The organism is Streptomyces sp. NPDC028314 (genome assembly GCF_055565795.1).
On record NZ_JBVHTP010000007.1, the window covers coordinates 302,677 to 322,365 of the forward strand.

Annotated in this window: 14 protein-coding genes; 2 read left to right on the forward strand and 12 right to left on the reverse strand. The window is 75.6% G+C overall.

Translation table 11 applies throughout. The annotated features are described in order from the left end of the window. Positions 1 to 225: 225 nt before the first annotated feature. The 10 genes from ACZ4TG_RS18740 to ACZ4TG_RS18785 all read right to left on the reverse strand — a co-directional run bounded on the left by ACZ4TG_RS18740 (position 226) and on the right by ACZ4TG_RS18785 (position 17,319). A complete protein-coding gene (locus tag ACZ4TG_RS18740) occupies positions 226 to 639 on the reverse strand; it encodes a rodlin (RefSeq protein ID WP_468164000.1) in 414 nt (137 codons plus the stop codon). A 140-nt stretch (positions 640 to 779) separates the two neighbouring features. Next, complete coding sequence (locus ACZ4TG_RS18745; protein WP_468164002.1) at positions 780 to 971, reverse strand: DUF5302 domain-containing protein; 192 nt, start codon at positions 969 to 971, stop codon at positions 780 to 782. 271 nt (positions 972 to 1,242) lie between these two features. Continuing rightward, entirely contained in the window at positions 1,243 to 1,518 is a 276-nt protein-coding gene (locus ACZ4TG_RS18750) for a hypothetical protein (protein ID WP_468164004.1), read from the reverse strand. After that, positions 1,515 to 2,255, reverse strand: coding sequence for an HNH endonuclease family protein (locus ACZ4TG_RS18755; protein WP_468164006.1), 741 nt, complete (start codon positions 2,253 to 2,255; stop codon positions 1,515 to 1,517). Before ACZ4TG_RS18755 ends, ACZ4TG_RS18750 begins: the two co-directional genes overlap by 4 nt. A gap of 329 nt (positions 2,256 to 2,584) precedes the next feature. Further along, positions 2,585 to 4,657, reverse strand: a complete 2,073-nt coding sequence (locus ACZ4TG_RS18760) for a hypothetical protein (RefSeq protein ID WP_468164008.1) — start codon at positions 4,655 to 4,657, stop codon at positions 2,585 to 2,587. Further along, positions 4,654 to 8,445, reverse strand: a complete 3,792-nt coding sequence (locus ACZ4TG_RS18765) for a vWA domain-containing protein (RefSeq protein ID WP_468164010.1) — start codon at positions 8,443 to 8,445, stop codon at positions 4,654 to 4,656. The genes ACZ4TG_RS18760 and ACZ4TG_RS18765 overlap by 4 nt, the downstream gene beginning before the upstream one ends. Further along, positions 8,442 to 9,596, reverse strand: a complete 1,155-nt coding sequence (locus ACZ4TG_RS18770; RefSeq protein ID WP_468164012.1) for an ATP-binding protein — start codon at positions 9,594 to 9,596, stop codon at positions 8,442 to 8,444. The genes ACZ4TG_RS18765 and ACZ4TG_RS18770 overlap by 4 nt, the downstream gene beginning before the upstream one ends. 101 nt (positions 9,597 to 9,697) lie before the next feature. Continuing rightward, a complete protein-coding gene (locus tag ACZ4TG_RS18775) occupies positions 9,698 to 14,668 on the reverse strand; it encodes a DNA-binding protein (RefSeq protein ID WP_468164172.1) in 4,971 nt (1,656 codons plus the stop codon). Positions 14,669 to 14,673: 5 nt separating this feature from the next. Then, positions 14,674 to 15,531, reverse strand: coding sequence for a DUF4132 domain-containing protein (locus tag ACZ4TG_RS18780; RefSeq protein ID WP_468164014.1), 858 nt, complete (start codon positions 15,529 to 15,531; stop codon positions 14,674 to 14,676). A gap of 282 nt (positions 15,532 to 15,813) precedes the next feature. Further along, complete coding sequence (locus tag ACZ4TG_RS18785; protein ID WP_468164016.1) at positions 15,814 to 17,319, reverse strand: MFS transporter; 1,506 nt, start codon at positions 17,317 to 17,319, stop codon at positions 15,814 to 15,816. A 138-nt stretch (positions 17,320 to 17,457) separates the two neighbouring features. Between ACZ4TG_RS18785 and ACZ4TG_RS18790 the strand changes: the two genes are divergently transcribed. Continuing rightward, entirely contained in the window at positions 17,458 to 17,907 is a 450-nt protein-coding gene (locus tag ACZ4TG_RS18790) for a MarR family winged helix-turn-helix transcriptional regulator (protein ID WP_468164018.1), read from the forward strand. 94 nt (positions 17,908 to 18,001) lie between these two features. Here the strand turns inward: ACZ4TG_RS18790 and ACZ4TG_RS18795 are convergent, their stop codons facing one another. Continuing rightward, on the reverse strand, positions 18,002 to 18,529 hold the full coding sequence (locus ACZ4TG_RS18795) for a MarR family winged helix-turn-helix transcriptional regulator (protein ID WP_468164020.1): 528 nt from the start codon (positions 18,527 to 18,529) through the stop codon (positions 18,002 to 18,004). Between the two features lie 138 nt (positions 18,530 to 18,667). Here ACZ4TG_RS18795 and ACZ4TG_RS18800 point away from each other — a divergent pair, with 138 nt between their 5' ends. Continuing rightward, entirely contained in the window at positions 18,668 to 19,078 is a 411-nt protein-coding gene (locus ACZ4TG_RS18800) for an organic hydroperoxide resistance protein (protein ID WP_468164022.1), read from the forward strand. 106 nt (positions 19,079 to 19,184) lie between these two features. Here ACZ4TG_RS18800 and ACZ4TG_RS18805 read toward each other — a convergent pair whose 3' ends face one another. Beyond that, positions 19,185 to 19,676, reverse strand: coding sequence for an LPXTG cell wall anchor domain-containing protein (locus ACZ4TG_RS18805; RefSeq protein WP_468164024.1), 492 nt, complete (start codon positions 19,674 to 19,676; stop codon positions 19,185 to 19,187). Positions 19,677 to 19,689 lie beyond the last annotated feature (13 nt).

The following is a 19,689-nucleotide window of genomic DNA, read 5'->3' on the forward strand; positions in this document are numbered from 1 at the left end:
GTCGAAGCGTGCGTATCACGTAACTGCTCCTTGCGTGGGGGGAATTGCCGGGTGGGGCCGGCAACTACCCGCCACTGAACCGAAGGTGGTCTGGACCTGTCAAGGTCTAGACCAGATCTTTCGGTGGAGGGCCGGAACGTGGAACGCCTTGGCGGGGGAGGTTTCCCGGAAAACGCCGAACCGGCGTGACGACCAGAGTCGTCACGCCGGTTCGGACCGACTGGATCAGCTGCCGGCGGACAGGTTCCCGGAGAGCACGGGGATGTTGTCCACGATGTGCGACAGGGACTCGTCGCCCTTCGCCTGGGTGGAGTTCTCCGCGCACTGCTGGTTCTGCGGGTTGGACAGGACGTTGATGTCCTGGACGCCGACATTGGCGATGACCGCGACGAGCGACTGCGCGTTCACCTTCGCGGGCAGGCCGACGCAGAGCTTGTTCAGCGAACCCTGGATGGCGCCGAGCTGCGGACTCATCGCCCCTTCGGTCTCCTGGTTGCCGTAGATCTGCGCGGCGCCGTTGCCGTTGACGGTGGTGATGCCGTCGTCGTTGCCGATCGCCATTGCCGGGGTGGCCGCGACGGCGCCTGCGCCGATGACGGAGGCGGTGACCGCAGCGGTGGCCATGAACTTCTTGAGCATTGTGAGGATCCTTCTGTCGCATGAGCTGTCCCCGGCGGGACATGCTGATCAACTGTCCTCACGGTCCCGTGGTTATCGCCGATCACCCATGCGGCCCAACGATCCGTCCCCCCGGCCGGTGTCACCGCCCATGCGGAAGGTCAGCCGGTCTTGCGGCGGACCTTCTTGTTCTTGCCGCCGGGGCCGCTGCTGGAACCCTGGACCTTGGCCCGGCTCTGGTGCGCCTGCTGGGACTGGGCGTTCGCCGCGTTGCGCTCCAGGGCCTCCCGGAACTTGCGCTTGGCCTCGTCGGCCGGGGATTCGTTCTGCGGGGTGTCTGATTCGTCTGCCATGTTGTCCTCCTGGGGTGATCGAGCCGTTTCAGTCTGTCAGGTGGCAGTCCCCCTGACCAGCGAGTTCGCTCCCGGCAGGCGCGGGGACGGGTGGGGCGAGACGCCCGGAACCTCCCGTCCTGGCCGCCGTGCCCGCCGGACCGGCGCCGCGATCTTGGGCCCCGGCGCGGGCCCCACCCGGCTTCCGCAGGTCACCGGTGGTCGGGCCGGCCGCCACCGGCCGCCGCCACCTGAGTCCGCGGACCGGGGGGCGGGGAGACATCCGTCACGGTCAGGCGGGGCAGGGCGGTGCCTCGGCTCCGCCGCCGGCGCGGATCGCGGAGAGGGCGGCGAGGTGGAGGGCGTACGGATCTCCGTGCGGGAGGGGGCTGCCGGTGAGGGTGTACCACTCGTCGGCGTCCAGGTACTGGATCTCGAAGCCGATCTTGCCGTCGGAGCCGGCGACGGTGCGCAGGGTCAGCTCCCCGGTGATCACGCCGACCTCGTCGGTCATCGCGCCCCCGGGGCCGGCCAGGACCTGGTCCTCCCACTGCCGCGGCCCGGTCATGAGGCGGCGCAGGTGTCGATCATGGTGGTGAGCATGGCCTTCTCCGGCTCGGTGACCGTCAGCCCGTACGAGGACTTCACCGTGGTCCAGGCGCGTCCGTACTGGCACCAGCTCGACTTGTCCGAAGGCTGCCACAGGTCCGGGCTCTGGTCGCCCTTCGAACGGTTCGAGGCCGCCGAGACCGCCAGCAGCTGCGGCCGGGTCAGGTCGTTCGCGAAGGCCTTGCGCTTGGCCGCGTCCCAGTCGGCGGCGCCGGAACGCCAGCCCTCGGCGAGCGGGACCATGTGGTCGATGTCCAGCTTCGCCGCGTCGCCGGACTCCGCACCGTCGTACAGGCTCTTCCAGGTCCCGGACACCGCCCGGCACTCGGAGTCCTGGGTGACGTCCTTGCCGTCGCGCTTGAGGACGACCTCACGGGTGTCGCACTTGTTGCCCTGCTCGGCCCAGTGGGTGAACTTGGCGCGGCTGTACCCGGCCATCGTGCCGGGCTTGCCGACCGTCAGGGCGGCCAGCTGCGTCCGCGCCACGGCCGCACTGACCATCCCGGGCAGTACGTCCCCGGCGGCCGGCTTGGCGTCGCCGCCCGACGCGGCGGGTGCCGGGGAGGACGCGGCCGGCGGGACCCCACCGCCCTTCCCGTCGGAGCGCCCGCTCCCGGAGGGCTGACTGCATCCGGCCACCCCGAGCAACAGGACGACGGCCACCGCGGCGCCGCGCACACCGGTCTGACGATCCATGAACCCACCCCGAGTCGAACTCCGCACGCTGTCCCGGGAAGACTACCCATACCGGGACATCCAACCCGCACTTGCCCCGCCGATGAGCCGGGACCGCCTGGCGCCCGCCCGACGGCGGTTCGTCGGCCGCCCGGGGGCGACCGCCGCAACTGCTGCGTCGCATACCCCCGTTCCGGCCGGTGACACGGCCGGACCGCGGGTGACACGGCCGGACCGCGGGTGTACCGCGCCCGTTCCGGGCGGCGACGGCACCCGCGGTCAGGCCCGGGACGCCGGCGGCAACGGCTCCCGCGGTCAGGCCCGGGACGTCGGCGGCCACGGCCCCGCGGTCAGGCCCAGGACGCCGCCACCAGCGAGCGCTCCGCCGCCGTGAGGTGGGTCGCGGCGGCCAGCCAGGCCCACGCGTAGCGGTCCGCCGAGGCGTCGGTGAGGCGGCCGAAGGGGTCCCGGGGACGCCGGTCGGCCTCGGTGGCCAGGGCGGTGGCCAGGTCCGCCGCCGCGCCGAAGCCGGAGCGGTGCAGCGGTCCGCGCAGGCCGAGCGGCTCCGGGCCCCGGGCCGCCTCGGCCACGGCCCGGCGCCCGCCCGCGACCCCCGCCTCCAGCAGCCGCCGCACCCGCCACAGCGGGGAGTCGGCCAGCGGATCGGGTCCGGGCGGAGCCGCGACGGGCGCCGCCGCGGGAGCGCCCTGCGGGAAGTGGGCGCCCTGGAGGCGGTCGTAGCCCAGGTCGGCGCGGCCCAGCCACTCCTCGGGCAGCCGCAGCGTGAACTCCGCCTCCGGCACCGGCCCGGCCGCCAGCGCGCTCAGGGTGGCCGCGCGGTCCGGATCCGGGCGGCCCAGCACCCGCACCGCCAGCCCCGGACACCCCGCGAGGCGGCGCAGGTTCGCCGTGTGCGCCAGCTCGGGGTGCGGATGCGCCGCGCGCAGCCGGAGCAGGGGCGCGTCATCGCGTACGGTCCCGTCGGGCGACAGTTCCCGGGCCAGCAGATACTCCCCGGCCCCGCCGACGACCCGGACGTCGACGCCCATCAGCTGCGGTCCGGCTCCGGCATCGGCCCCGGCGTCCGCGTCGGCGAGGAGGCCGGCCACCGCCTCGGCGGCCGGCCGGGCGAACAGCGCCGCGGCGGGCTCCTGCGTCCAGGCGATCCCGCGCAGGGGGGTGGCCCTGACGCCGCGTCCGGCACCGAGCCGGCCGTCGGCGGAGACGGTCGCGCCGACGATGCGCAGACCCCCGCGTGCCAGTCCCGCATGGTCGAGGGCGGCTCCGCCGAGGGCCACGGACGCGGCTCCGGCACCCCGGGCCCGGCCCGGTCCGCCGGGGCGGACGTCGGACACCGAGTAGCGGGAGCCGTCCGTGCCCAGCAGGTGGGTGACCACACCGCCGTACCCGGTGGCCGACAGCACGGGCTCCCGGCACAGGCCGAACACCCGCAGGCTGCCGCCGGCCGCGTAGGCCCGCCGCCCCGCCCCCGTCAGCCCCCGGTCGGCGGCTCCGGACGCCAGCAGTCCGGCGGTGTACAGCAGTTCGCGGAAGGCTTCGGTGAGAGCGCCCAGCCGCTGGGCGGCGCTGCGCTCCCGGGCGGCCCGCAGTCCCCGTACGACCCGCAGGGCGGCGGCCTCGGCGCGCGGCAGCCCGGCGAGGCGCGCGGTGTGCGCGGCCCGCAGCAGTTCGGCCTGCACCACCGCGCCCCCGGCCGTGACCCCGGCGGCCAGTGCTTCGGCCGCCGCCTCCCACAGCGCGGCGGCGGCACGCGCCTGGGCGGCCGTCAGCGGCTCGGGGCCGGAATCGGAGGCGGCACCCGGAAGAGCGGCACCGGAGCCGGGAACAGCGGGGCCGGTGCCGGGAACAGCGGGACCGGAGCCGGGGACAGCGGCAGCGGCACCCGGAACAGCGGCACCGGAGCCGGGAGCAGAGGGACCGGTCCCGGCGGAGGCCGGTGCGTCGTCGCCTGCGACGACCCGGACCCCGGGCCCGCCCGCCGAGTCCGCCCCGGCCCCCGGAACGCCCCCGGACGCGACCGCACCCCCGGCCGCCTCCTCAGCCTCCTCAGCCTCCCGCGCCTCCTCAGCCTCCTCCGCCTGCGCGTCCGCACCGGCGTACTGCTCCGGCCCCGCCAGCGGCGCCGCCCCCAGCACCGCGGCCCGGTGCAGGCAGCGCGGCGCCAACAGGCAGCCGCAGACGGCCTGCTCGGCGCCCGTGACCACCCCGGACGGCCCCGGCCGCAACGTCACCACGGCATCCTCGCCGAACCGGACGCTCACGCTCCCGTCCGCGCCGGCCACCGCCCCCGCCCCGCACGCCTCGATGGCCGCGTCCAGCTTCTTGCGCAGCCGCGCGCTCAGGTTCTCCACCGCCTCGGCAAGGACCTCAGGGGCAACGGGCGGCAGCAGATCGGTGCTCAACGGACATCTCCACGGAGGCGTTCGCCCACCCAGCGGGCGAGGGCGAGAGGACTGAGAGCGGCCACCGGCATTCCGGCCGCGACGAGTTGACGTGCCACCGGAACCGAGTACCGGGGCGCGCCCGCGTCGTCGAGCGCGGCGCAGCCCAGCAGCTGGGCCCCGGATGCGGCCAGGGCGCGCACCTCGCCGAGCAGGCCGCCCAACGGCGCGCCCTCCTCGAAGTCGCTGACCACGACCACCAGCGTGCGGCTCGGGACGGTGATCAGCGAACGGGCGTGCGCGAGGCCCGCGGCGATGTGCGTACCGCCGCCGACCCGCACCTCCAGTAGCAGCGAGAGCGGATCGTCGACGCGGTCCGTCAGGTCGACGACCTGGGTCGAGAACGCGAGGAAGTGGGTGGACAGGGTCGGGACCCCGCCCAGCACGGCCGCCGTCAGCGCCGACCAGACGACCGAGGCCTCCATCGAGCCGGAGACGTCCACCACCAGGATCAGCCGCCAGTCGGCCTCCCGGCTCGCCCGCGTGCTGAAGACGGGCCGTTCCGGCACGATCACCACCCGGCCGTCGGCCAGCCGGCGGGTGTGCGCCAGATTGGCCCGCAGCGTACGGGCCAGGTCGAGCTTCCCGCCGGGGCGGCGGGTCGGGCGGGGCGTGGCGAGGCCCGAGAGCGCCGGGCGCAGCCGGGTGGCCAGCTCCCGGGACAGCTCGTCGACCAGCCGGCGCACCAGGGGCCGCAGCCGGGCCAGTTGCTGCTCGGGCAGGCCACCGGCCAGCGACAGCACCGAGGTCAGCAGTTCCACCGAGGGGCGTACCGATGCCGGGTCGAGCTGGGTCAGCACATCGGCCCGGCCCGCGTCCGCGGCGTCGGCCAGCACTTCCTCCCGTACATCGGCGCCGAACAGTGCCTCCAGTTCCTCGGACCACTCCCGGGCGGTGGGGAACGAGGCCTCCCGGCCCCCGCCCCGGCCGCCGTCCAGATCGGTGGCGCCCTCACCGCGCCCGGCGCCGTACAGCTCGTCGAGCGCCCGGGCGTAACCCCGGGCGTCGGCCGGCAGCCGGTCGCGGCGACGGCCGAGCAGCAGCCGCCAGCGGTCGGCGGGAGCCAGCCGGTGCGCGCCGGGACCGGCCGTCGCCGCCGCGGCCGGGAGCGGCGCCCCCTGCGGAACCTCGGCATCCGCCGGATCCCGGCCGGGCAGCGGCAGGGCCTTGAGCGCGGCGAGCCCCGCCGCGTCCGCCGCCGCCCAGAGAGCGAGCAGCGCGGGCGGCGCGTCGAGCGCCAGGTCGATCCGGTCCCCGAGCCGCTCCGTGACGGTGTCCAGGAGGCGGTCGCGGGCGGCGGGCGAGAGCGTGTCGAACCCGCCCCGCAGCGCCGGGAGCCGGTCCAGGAACTGCTCGTCGCGCAGGCCGTCCACCCGGTCCAGCAGCGGGGCCAGGGCGGCCGGCGAGGACCCGAGCAGCGGCCCGGCGGCGGTGAGCAGACCGGCCAGGCGGCGGGTGAGGGCGCGACGGGTGTCGGCGGTGGCCGCGCCGTCGATCCAGCCGGCCGCGCGGGCGCCGAGCCCGGCGGCCGGATCCAGATCCAGCAGTACCCGTACCGCCAGGGCGGCGCCCTGCATCAGCGGAGAGGCCGTGGAGGCCAGTTCCGCCAGGGCGGCGTCCATCCGCAGCCCCAGGTGCCGGCCGGCGGCCCGGTCCGCGAGGGCCACCAGGGCGGCCGCGTCGGCGGGGTCCTCACTGCCGGCGAGCCCGGGCAGGGCCCGTACGGCGGCATCCACCAGCTCACCGGTGAGCGCGGCGGCCCGGCGCCGGGCCGCGTCCGCGGTCCCCGGGAAGTGTCCGCGGCCCAGGCCCTCCAACAGGTCCAGACCCTCCATGAGTTCCCCCAGGGCGGCGGTTTCCGGCAGGACGGCGGCCACCTCCTCCAGTCGTACGTCGACCAGTGCGGGCAGGTCACACCGCGCGGCCGCGGCCAGCCCGGCCAGGACCTGTGCCGCAGTCGGCCCGCCTTCGTCGGCCGCGCGGCGCGCGTCGTCACGCAGCGTCCCCGCGGCCGCCTGGGCGACGGTCACGCCGCGGACCCCGGCCAGATCGAGCCGGGCCGGCACGGACGGGGTCCACGACAGCCGCCACTTGCTTCCGAGCGCGGTGCCGTCGCCGGTCGAGGCCACCGCCACGGGCTCCCCGTAGCCCACCCCGCACACCAGCAGCCGCCGCAGCACGACCTCGCGGCGCGCGTCCAGTTCGGAACGCAAGGGGTCCAGCCGGACCTCCCGGGGCGCCGGGTCCTGCGGGCACGGCAGCCGCAGCGCGGCCAGCTCCGCCTCGACCGCGGGACCGAGCCCCGAACGGGGGGCGTGCGGGGTGATCCTGCCCCGCGCCGCCCCGACCAGCACCGCCTCCAGGGCGCGGGCCAGCGCCCGCCCCCGGCCCAGGGGTTCGCCCTGCCCCAGGACGGTGGTGACCGCCTCCAGCAGCTCCCCGCGTCCGGGGGCGGGCAGCCCGCGCAGCACCGCCAGGTCGCAGGCGAGGCGCAGCGTCTCCGCTGCCTCGCCGGTCCCGGCCGTGTGCCCGGCCCGGCGCAGCTCGCGGCAGACCCCGGTCACGGCCACCGAAGCCGCCTCCCGCAGCCGCGCGGGGTCCCCGCCCGCCTCGAACACGGCCTGCTGCCACAGCGGATCCCGGATCCCGGCGGGATAGCCGGAGCGGGAGTCGAGCAGATCGAACGAGTACGGAACGAACGAAGCCACGAACGACGCCACGACCCCGTCCCCGTCTCCGGCGGCCGGCCCCCCGGCCGTTCCCGGCATACGTCCCGCGGCCGCGCCCGCGCCGCCCGTGACGGCCGGGGCGAGGGCCGGGGCGTGGAAGGCGCCGATCAGGGCGGCGACACGGCGGCCCCCGGCGCCCGCGTCGGCGATCACGCCGCGCATGTGCGCCTCGCGGGCCAGGTCCCTCGCAGGCACCTCGGCATCGGCCCGCAGCGCCCAGCCCACGCCGAGGGCCGCCCGGCGTACGGCCTCGGCGGTGCAGCCCGGGGCCAGTACCTCGACGGCCCGGTCCCAGAGGTCCTCGCCCTCCCGCCCGGTTCCGGACGCGGCGAGCGCCTGCGCGAAGGAACGCCGGCCCGCGGCGACGCCCGACGAGCCCGAGTCGGTCCCGGCCTCCGGATCCCGCCGCGCTCCCGGCACGAAGGCCCCGCCCGCGCCCCGGCCGGAGTCCGGCGCGAGCACCGCGCCCGGCCCCGACCCGCCCGGCCCCGATCCGCTCGGTGCCGTCGCGTCCGGCGCCGTCCCGCTCGGCCCCGATCCGTCCGGCCCCGACCCGTCCGGTCCCGACTCGCCCGGCCCCGATCCGTCCGGCCCCAGGGCCCCGGCGGGGGAGACCCGTTCACCGCCCGGACGCAGCTGCGGCGGCTGCGGCTCCGGCAGCGACCAGCCCGCGTCGCCCAGCGGCAGGTCGCAGCACACCACCTCCACCCCCCGGCCCCGCGCCCAGCGGATGGCCGCCAGCTCCGGCGAGAAGTCCGCGAACGGGTAGAACGCGAGCCGCCCGTCCCGCCCCTCGCCCGCCAGCGCGACCGGGGCCACCGTCTCCGGGTCCGCCAGGTGCCCCAGCCACGGCTGGAAGTCGGCCGGGAGCTCCACGCAGAGCACCTGCGCGCCCGCCGCCTCCAGCAGCGCCGGGACCACCGCCGCCAGGGCGGGGCTGTGGTGCCGCACGCCCAGCAGGTACGGCTCACGGCAGGCCGCGAGCGCCTCCACCGCCTCCCGCGGACCGGCGGCCGTCAACGCAGGCTCCCGCGCAGGTCCCACAGCCGGCGCCACATCGCCGAACCGTCCTCGGCCCGGCGGCGGACCGGGCCGTCCCAGTAGCCCAGCAGCCGCCCGTGATCGGCGGGGTCGTCCTTGCGCACGACACCCAGCAGATGTCCGGGCAGCAGGTCCAGCACGTCCCCGCCGGGCAGGTACGCGGCGGCCACCCCCAGCGAGGCCGCCACCTGCACGGCCTCGGCGGTGGACATGACCGTCCCGGGCCGCTCCACGTCCCAGCCCTCGGCGGAGCGCCCCGAGCGCAGGTCCCGGAAGACGGTGACGAGCGCGTCGAGCACCGCGTCGTCCACCCCGAAGGCGGCTCCGGCGCGCTGTACCGCGGCCACCGCCTGGCGCCGGATCAGCGTGGCCTCGGCGTCGGCGTCCGCGATCGGCGCGACCGTCTCGAAGTTGAACCTCCGCTTCAGCGCGGCGGACATCTCCGAAACCCCGCGGTCCCTCAGGTTGGCCGTGGCGATGACCGTGAACCCGGGGGCGGCGGAGACCACCGCGTCCTCGGTGGCGGTCAGTTCGGGCACGCTGACCCGGCGGTCGGACAGGATCGACACCAGCGCGTCCTGCACCTCCGGCAGGCAACGGGTGATCTCCTCGACCCGCACCACGCGCCCCGTCCGCATCGCGGAGAGCACGGGGGAGTCGACCAGGGCCTGCGAGGTCGGGCCCTGGGCCAGCAGCAGCGCGTAGTTCCAGCCGTACCGGAAGGCGTCCTCGGTGGTGCCCGCCGTGCCCTGCACGGTGAGCGCACTGGTGCCGCTCACGGCGGCGGCCAGCAGCTCGGACAGCATGGACTTGGCGGTGCCGGGCTCGCCGGTGAGCAGCAGCCCCCGCTCTCCGGCGAGGGTGACCACGCACCGTTCGACCAGAGCGCGTTCCCCGACGAACTTGGGTGCGATCACCAGCTTGGCCGGCAGTCCGGCGCGCCGCTTGGGCAGGGCCAGCTCGGCGCCGTCGCTGCCGCAGACGAAGGTGACGACCGCGCGCGGCGTCAGCGCCCAGCCGGGCGGGCGAGGCCCGGTGTCCTGAGCGGCGAGGAAGGCGAGTTCGGCGGCGTGCCGCTCCTCCGCGGGCAGCACCTGCCGGGCGGGTGCGGGCTGTTCGGTGACGGTCATCAGAGTCCTCAGGTCGGTACGGGAAAGGTTCGAGAGGGGCAGGGCCGGGCCGGTGGGGGCCCGGCCCTGCCCGAGAGGGCGGGCAGGCGGACGGGCGGGCGTCAGCGCCGCCGCTTGGTGCGCTTCACCTTCAGCTCCTCGAAGCGGGGCGCGTCGCCCTCACGGACCCGCCCCCACGCGCGCCGGTACAGCTCCGCGGCGGGCTCGGTCGGCACCAGCACCCCCAGTACGGGATTGCGTCCCGCGGCCAGGCCGTACATCGCCAGCTTCCACTGCTCCACGGGCGCGATGGGCGAGGGCAGCTCCGCCCACCCGCCGGGCAGGAACATCGAGCGCCCGGCCCGGCCGCGGACGGCCGTCACCACCAGGTCGGTGGCGCCCAGTTCCGCCCGCGCGGCCTTCAGCCGGGCCGGCTTCCAGCCCGTCCAGCGCGCCGTGTTGCGGTCGGTCGGGTCGGGCATGGCGAGCAGCGCGAGGTAGAGGGCGGCGGCGTCCGGCCCCAGGCCGTAGGCGGCACCGGCCTCCTGCACGAGCTCCGGCACGGACCGGCTCGGGTCCTGCGGCCACCAGGTCCCGTCCTTGTCCACCGAACCCGCCGCGGGCGCCCCCGGATCGGCGAGCAGCCGGGCGAACGCCGGGTCGTGGGCCGTCCTCAGCGCCAGTTCGACCGAGGACGGCTCCTGGTCGCTGCCGCGCAACGCCGGCAGGTACGGGTCCTGGCCGGTCGAGTCCAGCAGCGCGGTGCGCAGCGACGGCCACGCCCACATGTTGTCGTGGCCGGTCAGCACCACCGCGCCGTAGCGCACGTACCCCTCGCCGGTCTCCGTCGGGGTCCCGGCCGCCGTGCGGAAGTCGGCCGAGCGCACGTGGTACCCGGCGCCCATGAGCAGTTCGGGAGCGGCCAGCCGCTGCCGTACCGCCGTGAGCGCGGGCGGCAGGGCGGCCCGTACGGCTTCACCCGCGGGCAGCCGGTGCGCCAGCCACGCGGCCAGGGCGATCGACCCCGTCAGTACCGCGGAGTTGAAGACCGGCGCGCCCGGCAGGCGGGGCACGACCTGCCCCTCCTTCACGTCCCAGGGCACGTCGGTGCTCAGCACCGGATCCGCCGCCGGGTCGAGCAGCGCGGGAAGCGCCTGGTGGACCTCCCACGAGCTGCCGCCGGCGACCGCGCGGGCGGCCTCGACCAGCAGCCAGTCGGGTACCGGCGTACGACGCCCCACGCGCCGGTTCCACACCTCCGCGGCCGCGGCCACGTCCGGGCCCTCGCTCCACAGCCGCGCCGGATCGGCGGGCAGCAGAGCGGCGACCACCGCGCGGCGCACGGCGGCGTCGAGACGCTTCAGGTCGTCACGGGCGTACCTGGCGTCGGTGGACTTGATCCCGATGGCCGTCCGCAGCTCGGCGGGCAGGAAGTTGCGCTCCCAGCTGTCGACGTGCGGCAGACCGGCGAGCACCAGCCGGGCCGTGGGCCCGGGAACCCCGGTCAGCCGGGAGAATTCCTCCACCGCCTCCGGGAACCACGGCGCCGGACCGCGCCGGGCCGCCTCGCCGAGGAACGCGGCCAACCAGCCGGCCCCGCGCTCCCGGTCCCCGAGCGGGGCGTCCCCGCGCGAGGTGTAGGGCGCGGGTACGGCGAGACGCCCGGCCGGGTCGTGGAGCAGCGCGGAGAACTCGTGGCCGTCGTCGACGGACTGGCTGCGCTCGCCGGTGATCGCGAGCAGGGCCCCGCCACCGAGGGGGAGCACGGTACGCCCCCACGTCCTGCGGTCACGGCCGTCGGAGCCCGTCACGTGTTCCTTGCCGAGGTGGACCAGTACCCGCAGCCACCGGCCGTCGCAGGTCTCGGCCGCGTCCAGGCCCAGTGCGGCCACGTCGCCGAGCACGCCGGTCAGCGCCAGCCGCTCCTCCTCGGTGGTCCCGGTCACCACCGCGCGGTACGCGACGGCGGCGGGGTGGTCGAGGAAGGCGCCGGTCCACGGGAACGCGGAATGGTCCAGCGAGGGCATGTCGAAGTGCAGGCGCCCGGGCACCGCTTCGGCCGCGGTGTCGGCGCGCGTGGCGGCGAGCGCCCGCAGGTACCGGTGCGTGGTGTCGGAGTCACCGCCGTGGCGGTGGTGCCCGCTGTCGACGAGCCCGTGCAGCGCCGTGTGCAGCAGGCGGTCGGAGGGACCCCGTTCGACCTTGGGCGCGGGCTCCCGCTCTCCGGTCTTCGGGGTGAGCGAGGCGGCGACCCTGTCCAGCGCCGCCTGCTGGCCGACGGCCGTGCGCAGGGCCTCGACCACACCGCCGATCACGGCGGGGGCGGTGATGCCCGGCAGTGCGGCGCTCACCAGTGCGGCCAGTTCCTCGCCGCGGTTGGCACCGGCGCGGTCGGCGCCGGTGCGGTTGGCCTCGGTGGCGGCCTTGAGCAGCGCGCCGCAGGTCTGGGCGTCCGCGGCCCGCAGGGCGGCCGAGCCCTCGGGGTCCCGGGCGCGCAGGCAGTACCAGTAGGGGAGCGGAGGGAGTTCGGCGTGGCGGGTGGAGTACGCGGGGTCGTCGTGGGAGGAGCCGGCCTGGGCGACGACCACGCCGTCGTGGTCGCCGAGGGTCAGCGTGCGCCAGTCGGTCGACACGACGCGGAGCCGGTCGTCACCGGGAAACCGGACCGCCGCACGGGGAACCCTGTCGCCCTGCTCCAGGGTGACGGCGCGGCCGCCGGGCTCGCTGCCGTGCCGGCCGCCGCCGTGGACGTTCACGGCACACCAGCCGAGCAGCCCGTCCACGGGAGCGCCGAGCACCGAACCCTCGACGGTGGGCGTGGGCCGCAGCCAGTTCTGTCCGCACCGGTCGGCCTGGGTGCTGCCCTCGGGGTGGCCGCGCAGCGCGTCGGCGAGGAAACCGGGCTGCGAGCGCCGCCCGAGGTTTCCGCTCGCCGGGTCGTACTCGCGCCAGCCGGACTCGTCCGGCTCGCCGCTCGACTCCCACACCCAGTACGAGGTTCCGTCGGAGATGACCGGCCGCTCGACGGGCAGCTTGCTGTCGCCCCGGTGCAGGACACCGCCGCCGGTGGTGCGGCCGCCGCCCGGCAGCGGGAGGGTGACGTACTCGGAGCGGATGGACCAGTAGCTGCCGGGGTGGTCCAGGGTCAGGATGTCGTTCGGGGCGCTGAGCCAGTAGCCCTGTACGGGGCCGTTGTAGGGGACCCAGAACACCAGCAGGTCGCCGTCGACGTAGTGGAACCCGTGGCGGGCGTGGTTGCCGGCCGGGACCCGCAGGTCGTGGGTGAGCACGGTGGAGTCGGCGTCGATGACCCGGACCTGCGAGGCATTGGCCACGATCACCTGGGGCCACGCGTCCATGACGGTCAGCGTCTGCTTGCGCCCGGCCTGGGACAGTTCGGCGACGGCGGTCTCCCAGGCGGGCCAGACGAGCTCCTCGAACAGGCCGCCGCGCAGGGTGCGGGCGAGGACGCCGCCCACGTCGAGCGAGGCGGCCGCGGCCACTTCCGCGGGGGCTAGCGCCAGGACCTCGGCGGGCAGCCAGGTCAGCCAGCGGATGGCGCCCGGCAGCGCCGGCAGTGCGGTCGCCGTGGACGAGGCGGCCACCTCGCGGACCCACTCGGTCAGCAGGGGGCTGCTGCCGGGGGACTGGGCGAGCCCGCGGAAGGCCCCCCGTCCGGCCGAGCGGCTGCCGAGGGCGTTCAGGGCCCGGAAGACGACGGGCCGGAACCGCGCGTCGGCGCACAGGGCCGCCAGATCGCGTCGGCCGGCGGATCCCTGCGAGCCCCAGTGCTCCAGCCCCAGGACCCGCTTGTCCTCCGGGTCGGGGTCGGCGAGCGGCACGTCGAGGGAGAGCAGCAGGTCGAGGAGGTCCACGTCCTGGAGGCCGAGCCGCAGGCCCGTCTCGCGCTCCGGCGCGGCGAGTTCCGCGCGCAGCCGCTCGGCGCAGCGTTCGACGAGGGCCATCAGGGCCGGCAGGGCAGGCGGGTTGCCCCAGCCGCTGTACCGGGCGGTGTGGAAGCGCTCCAGCCAGCCGGCGGCGCCGTCGGCGCAGCGCTCCTCGGCGGGCGCCCCGTCGCGGAACAGTCCGGCGGTGGCGTCCGACTCCTCCAGCAGCTCCAGCCACATGGCCGCCATCTCGCCCGAGTTGCCGCCGCCGGGCGGGGTCAGCCCGAGCAGGGTTCCCCGTACGGACGGCACGCGCCGGGCGAGCGCGAGGAGCGCGGGGCGGTGGGCCTTCCACCAGCCGGGCGCCGCCCGCAGGGTGGCGGGCAGCGGCAACAGCTCGGCCAGGTACTCCTGCTCGGGCACGGTACCGGTCAGCCCGGCCGCGCGGGCCAGGCGGCGCAGCTCCACGGCGGCCTGCGCGGACGGCGGCAGCCCGCCCGCGGTGCGGCGTACGCACAGCCGCCGGAACCGGTCGAAGGCCTCGGCGGGCGCCACCCGGAGCGCGAGGTCCTTGGCGTAGCCGGTCAGCACCTTCACCGGCAGCGCGCCGGCCAGGGCGAACTCCAGGAACACGGCGTCCAGGCGGTCCTCGTCCACGGTCAGGCCGAACTCGGCCTCGCTGGTGCGGGCCTTGCCGAAGAGCTGGGCGGCGTACGTGGCGTTCTCGACGGCGAGGAAGAGCCGCGCGGCCTGCTCGTAGAAGACCGGCAGGAAGTGCGGGACGGCCGCGGCGAGGCGGCCGGCCAGCTCGTGGCAGGCGTCGAGGGCCGCCTTGGGCTTGGTCTTCGCCTGCCGGGCGGCCCGGTCGAGCTCGGGCACGACGGCCAGCGCATGGTGCCCGTCGCGCGGATGGTGCACCAGCACCCACTCGGGGAAGCCGAGCGCCTGGCGCTGGCCGAGCCCGACCACGGCCGGCTCCCCGGCCGGTTCGAGTCCGAGGAAACCGGCGGCGAGGTCCTCGGCGGCGCCCAGTTCGGACGCGGCGAGCCGGATCACGACGCGGCCGTCGCCCAGCGCCGGGTGCCGGTAGGCCCGTGCGGTCAGGTCGACGGCGGTGGCGCCCGCTCCGCCGGTGCCGACGGGCAGTACGGCGCCCGCCTTGAGCAGGGCCGCTGCCTGGCTGCCGGTGTCGGTGTCGGTGGTCATGGTGTTCACGCGTCCCCGCCCTCCTCGATCTTGCGCCCGGCGTACAGCGCCGCGGCCATCCGCATCCCCTCGGACCAGGCGACCGGCCCGACCTCGTCGAGCCGCACGGCCCGGCCGTCCTCGTCGTGCCAGTTCAGGCCGCCGGTGGTCGACTCGTCCTCCCAGTACGGCTCTCCGATCCACACCGCGGCCTCCACGGCGCCGCCCGTGTCCCGGACCTTGCAGGTGGCGTAGCCGCCGGAGACCCGGTAGCCGAGGCCGGTGGCGCGGGCCGCGAGGCTGAACCGGGAGGGGAACACCCCGCCCGCGTAGTCCCGTACCTCGGTCGCGTTCGCCGCGAGGCCCGCGGGCTTCTGCCAGGTCGCGCGGTGGATCTGCTCGACCTGCTGGGTGATGCCCAGGTCGGCCGCGAAGTCCCGTACGTCGTCCAGGTCGGGCAGCAGCACCGGGTGCGGCAGGGTCACCGTGCGCGGGGAGAGCCGAACGGTCTCGCCGTCGAGGTTGACCACCTTGAGCTCGCCCGCCTCGGTGGCGTCGCGCAGGAAGCCCACCTCGTCGGGGTCGTCGTCGGCGACGATCGCGAGGTCGCGCAGCGCGCTCTGCCAGGCCTCGTCGGGCCACACCCGGGCGAGGAGCGCCGTCGGCACCGGCAGCGAGGACACCATCCAGGTGTCGACCTGGGCGACGCACGCCGCCGTGTGCCGGTCGAGCCACTCGGAGAGCCTGCGCAGCCGGTCCACCTCCGGATGGTCGCGCAACGCCTTGGGCAGCGTCTTCAGCTGCCGCCCCGTCGATCCCCGGGCCACGACCCGCCCCTCCAGGAGGGAGATCTGGTACCCCTCACCCGCCGCCAGCCAAGCCATCAGCCCGTGCCCCTCTGCCTGTCCCGTCAGATTCCGCGCAGCCCGAAGGAAGGCGCCAACGCCCTCTGAGCTGCGGTATGCGGGGAGACTAGCGACCCCCACTGACAACGCCGCAGCCAGGAGGCCCCGGTGACACGACGGCAGGGTCCGGCCATCCCGGCCCGGACTCAACCCGGGCCGTGCCTGGCTGCGTTGAGGTCCGTACGCAGAACCGCCCCCGGTCCGAGAGGACCGGGGGCGGTTCGACGGCCGGGGCAAGGCCGTGCGGCGCGGAGGGCGGGGTCAGACGGCGTCGGCCGTGTCGACCACCTTCAGCACCGGGGTGCCGCCCGAGGCGACGGGCTCCGGAACCCGGGGGCCGTGGCCCGAGCGCAGGCCGAGCCAGCTGATCACGGCGACCAGTGCGAAGGCGACGGCGCCGATGCCGAAGGTCAGGGTGAACCCCGACTCGGCGGGCAGCGCCGGGACACCCGCCGGGAGGTGCTCGATGGTCTTGGAGGCCAGGATCGTGGTGACGATGGCGCTGCCGATCGCGCTGCCGGTGGAGCGGGAGATCGAGTTGATGCCGTTGGCGATGCCGCTCTGGTGGTGCGGGACGCTGGCCATGATCACGGCCGGCATGGCGGCGTAGCCGAAGCTGACGGCCGCGCCGACGACGAGACCGGCGCCGATCACCGAGAAGGAGTGGCCGTGGTCCAGGGCCAGCCAGCCGAAGCCGGTGGCGCCGAGCGCGGCGGCGAGGCCCAGGGCGACCCGGGGGCCCCGGTGGCGGACCAGCTGGCCGCCGATGGGGGAGGCGAGCAGCGAGACGATCGCGCCGGGCAGCAGGAACTGGACGGAGGCGCGCAGGATGGACGCGTCGAAGCCGTACCCGGTCAGGGCCTTCGGCATCTGGACGAGGTAGGAGACGCCCAGGAAGTTCGCGAACATGCCGAAGCCGACGAGGATGCCGGCCAGGTTGGCCATCAGCACCGGGCGGTGGACGAACATCCGCATGTCCACCAGCGGCTCGCGCACCTTGCGCTCCACCAGGACCCAGACGGCGGTCATGACGGCGGCGCCGGCGAAGCTGCCCAGCGTACGGGCGGAGGCCCAGCCCCACTCGTGGCCCTGGGAGATCGGCAGCAGGAGCAGCAGGAGGGCGATGCCCAGGGTCAGCGCGCCGAGGAAGTCCGTACGGCCGCCGGTCTTGTGGCGGGTGGCCGGGACCAGGAACACGACCGCGAGGAGGGCCACGGCCGCGAAGCCGGTCGCCATCCAGAAGGCGTTGCGGTAGTCGGCGCCGGCGCCCGAGGTCAGCAGACCGGTGGCGACGAGAGCCAGGCCGCTGCCGAACGCGAGCGTGCCGCTGACCAGCGCCATGGCGCCCGGCAGCTTCTGCGGGCGGACCTCTTCGCGCAGGACGGACAGCGCCAGCGGGAAGATCGCGGTGGCCGCGCCCTGGAGCACCCGGCCCAGGATCAGCAGCGGCAGCGAGCTGGCGAGCGCCGCGATGACGGACCCCGCGACCATGACGCCGAGCACGGCCACCAGGGTCGGCTTCTTGCCGTGCTGGTCGCCGAAGCGGCCGAGCAGCGGGGTGAAGACGGCGGCGGACAGCAGGGTGGCGGTGGTCACCCAGCTGACATTGGCGGTCGAGGTGCCGAGGTCGTTGCGGATCAGACCCAGGATAGGGACGGGCAGGGTCTGCATCATCGACACGACCATGGCGGCGAGGCTCAGGGCGAAGACGATGACCGTCTCGTTCCTGGGCCCGGCGTCGGCGGGGGCGGATGCGGCGGTGCTCATGGCGGGGGTGACCTTCTTAGTGCTTCAGATCGCAGATGTTTTATGTCATCAAGTACTTCGGTGAAGGTAGACGGCAATGGTTAAGGTGGTCAAGTAAAAGGTTGATAATGTCAAGCATCTTGGAGTAGGCTCCAGCGCATGAGCGCCACCGCACCGGCCGCCCCGCACGGCCCCACGAAACTCCAGCTGCTGGAACTGCTCGCCGCCATCGGCACCGCCCAGTGGCGGGACTTCGCTGCCGCGGCGGCCCGCTACGGGCTCACGTCCACGCAGGCCAAGGTCCTCGCCCAGCTCGAAGGGCCGGTACCGATGCGCGGCCTGGCCACGCTGCTGGCCTGTGACGCCTCGAACGTCACGGGGATCGTCGACCGGCTGGAGGCGCGCGAGCTGGTGCGGCGGGAGCCTTCCCCCGCGGACCGGCGCGTGAAGAACGTCGTGGCGACCGACGCGGGCCGCGAGACCATCCGGCGGGTGCGCGAGGAGATGCAGGCGACGCACGGCGCGCTCGACACGCTGGACGAGGCGGAGAGCGCGACCCTCTACGCCCTGCTGGAGCGGCTCCGCCCGACCATGGAGAAGGACGCCTGAGCAGGGGGAAGGCCGCCTGGACGCCCGACCGTGGAGGCTGGACGTCCGACCGTGGAGAAGGGTGCCGGACCCGGTCGGCCGGACCCCGCGGGGTTCACGCCCTCTGAGTGCCGGCGCCGTCCTCAGTGCCGGCGCCGTCGTCCTCGGCCGCGTCGCCGACGGCGGCCGTGTCGAGGGCTTCCGTCAGTCGGTTCAGTCGCGTCTGGAGATCTCGGATCTCCTCCAGCTCGAATCCCGTGGCCCGCGCGATCCGGCGGGGCACCTCCACCGCGCGGGCCCGCAGTGCGGCGCCCTCCGCGGTCAGGACGGCGTGCACCGAGCGCTCGTCCTCGGTGCTGCGCTCGCGGCGGATCAGGCCGGCCGCCTCGAGCCGCTTGAGCAGCGGCGACAGGGTGCCCGAGTCGAGGCGCAGGTGGTGCCCGAGCTGCTTGACGGGCATCTCGCCGTGCTCCCAGAGCACCAGCATCACCAGGTACTGGGGGTAGGTCAGCCCCAGGTCCTTGAGCACGACCCGGTACAGGCCGCCGAAGGCGCGGCTCGCGGCGTTGAGCGCGAAGCAGATCTGCCCGTCCAGGCGGAGGAAGTCCTGGTCGTGGAGGGTGTCGCTCGGCTGCTCGGTCATGGTGCTCAGTGTACCCGGGGAGACTTGCGAGCGATTGAGTTGTGCACAACTCAGTTGCATCCAATTGAACTGTGTGCTTTATTTGTGGAGCGGCCGGAGACCGGCCGCGACGGTTCACCCCTCCGAGAGGAACCCCCGATGGACGCGCTGTACACCGCTGTCGCCACCGCCAACGGCCGCGAGGGCCGCGCCGTCAGCTCCGACGGCCAGATCGACCTGGCGCTCGCCATGCCCCCGGCGCTGGGCGGCAACGGCCAGGGCACCAACCCCGAGCAGCTCTTCGCGGCCGGCTACGCCGCCTGCTTCGCCAGCGCGCTCGGCCTGGTCGGCCGCCAGGCCAAGGTCGACACCAGCGACGTGTCGGTCACCGCGGAGACCTCCATCGGCCAGGACGCCACGGGCTTCGCCCTGGCCGTGACCCTGCGCATCGAGCTGCCGGAGGCCCTGGCGGGCGAGACGGGCACCCTGCTGGTCAAGCAGGCCCACGAGGTCTGCCCCTACTCGAAGGCCACCCGCGGCAACATCCCCGTCGAGCTCGTCATCGAGTAACCCGAACGAGCCGCCCGGCGGCGGCTCCGCACCCCGCCGCCCGGCCTCTTCCGGCGCCCCTCCCGAGGGGCGCCGGACGCGTTTTCCGGACCGTCCCCGACCCCGGTCAGGCATCCCGCCGGGCGGGCCGCCGCGCGGCGACGACCGGGGCGTGCTGTCGCGCGGCCACGACCGCGCAGGCCACCGCCAGCGGCAGTTCCGCCACCGCGGCCAGTACCAGCGCCATTCCCTGGCCGCCGGTCCCGGCCGAGGTGGTGACGTCGAACCAGGCGTCCAGCGCCAGCAGCGCGGCCGTCGCCGCCGCCACCGGGGACACCCGGGGGTCCCCCCTGCGCAGCAGCATCCCGGTCCCGGTCAGTCCGGCGGCCAGCATCAGGTCCAGGCCGATCCACGCGGTGGACCAGTTCGACACCTCGGCCGTCTGCGGCAGCGTCTTCGCCAGCACCACCATCCACGGCACCAGCGCCACCCCGGCCCCCGTGAGCACCGTCGAGAACCGCGGAGCCCGCCGGCCGGCCCAGCCGGAGCGCAGCCGGCCGGCCGTCGACCGCCGGGCCGGGGTGCGGCGGGCGGGGAAGTACGGGGCGGCGAGGGCCATGGCTGCGGGTCTC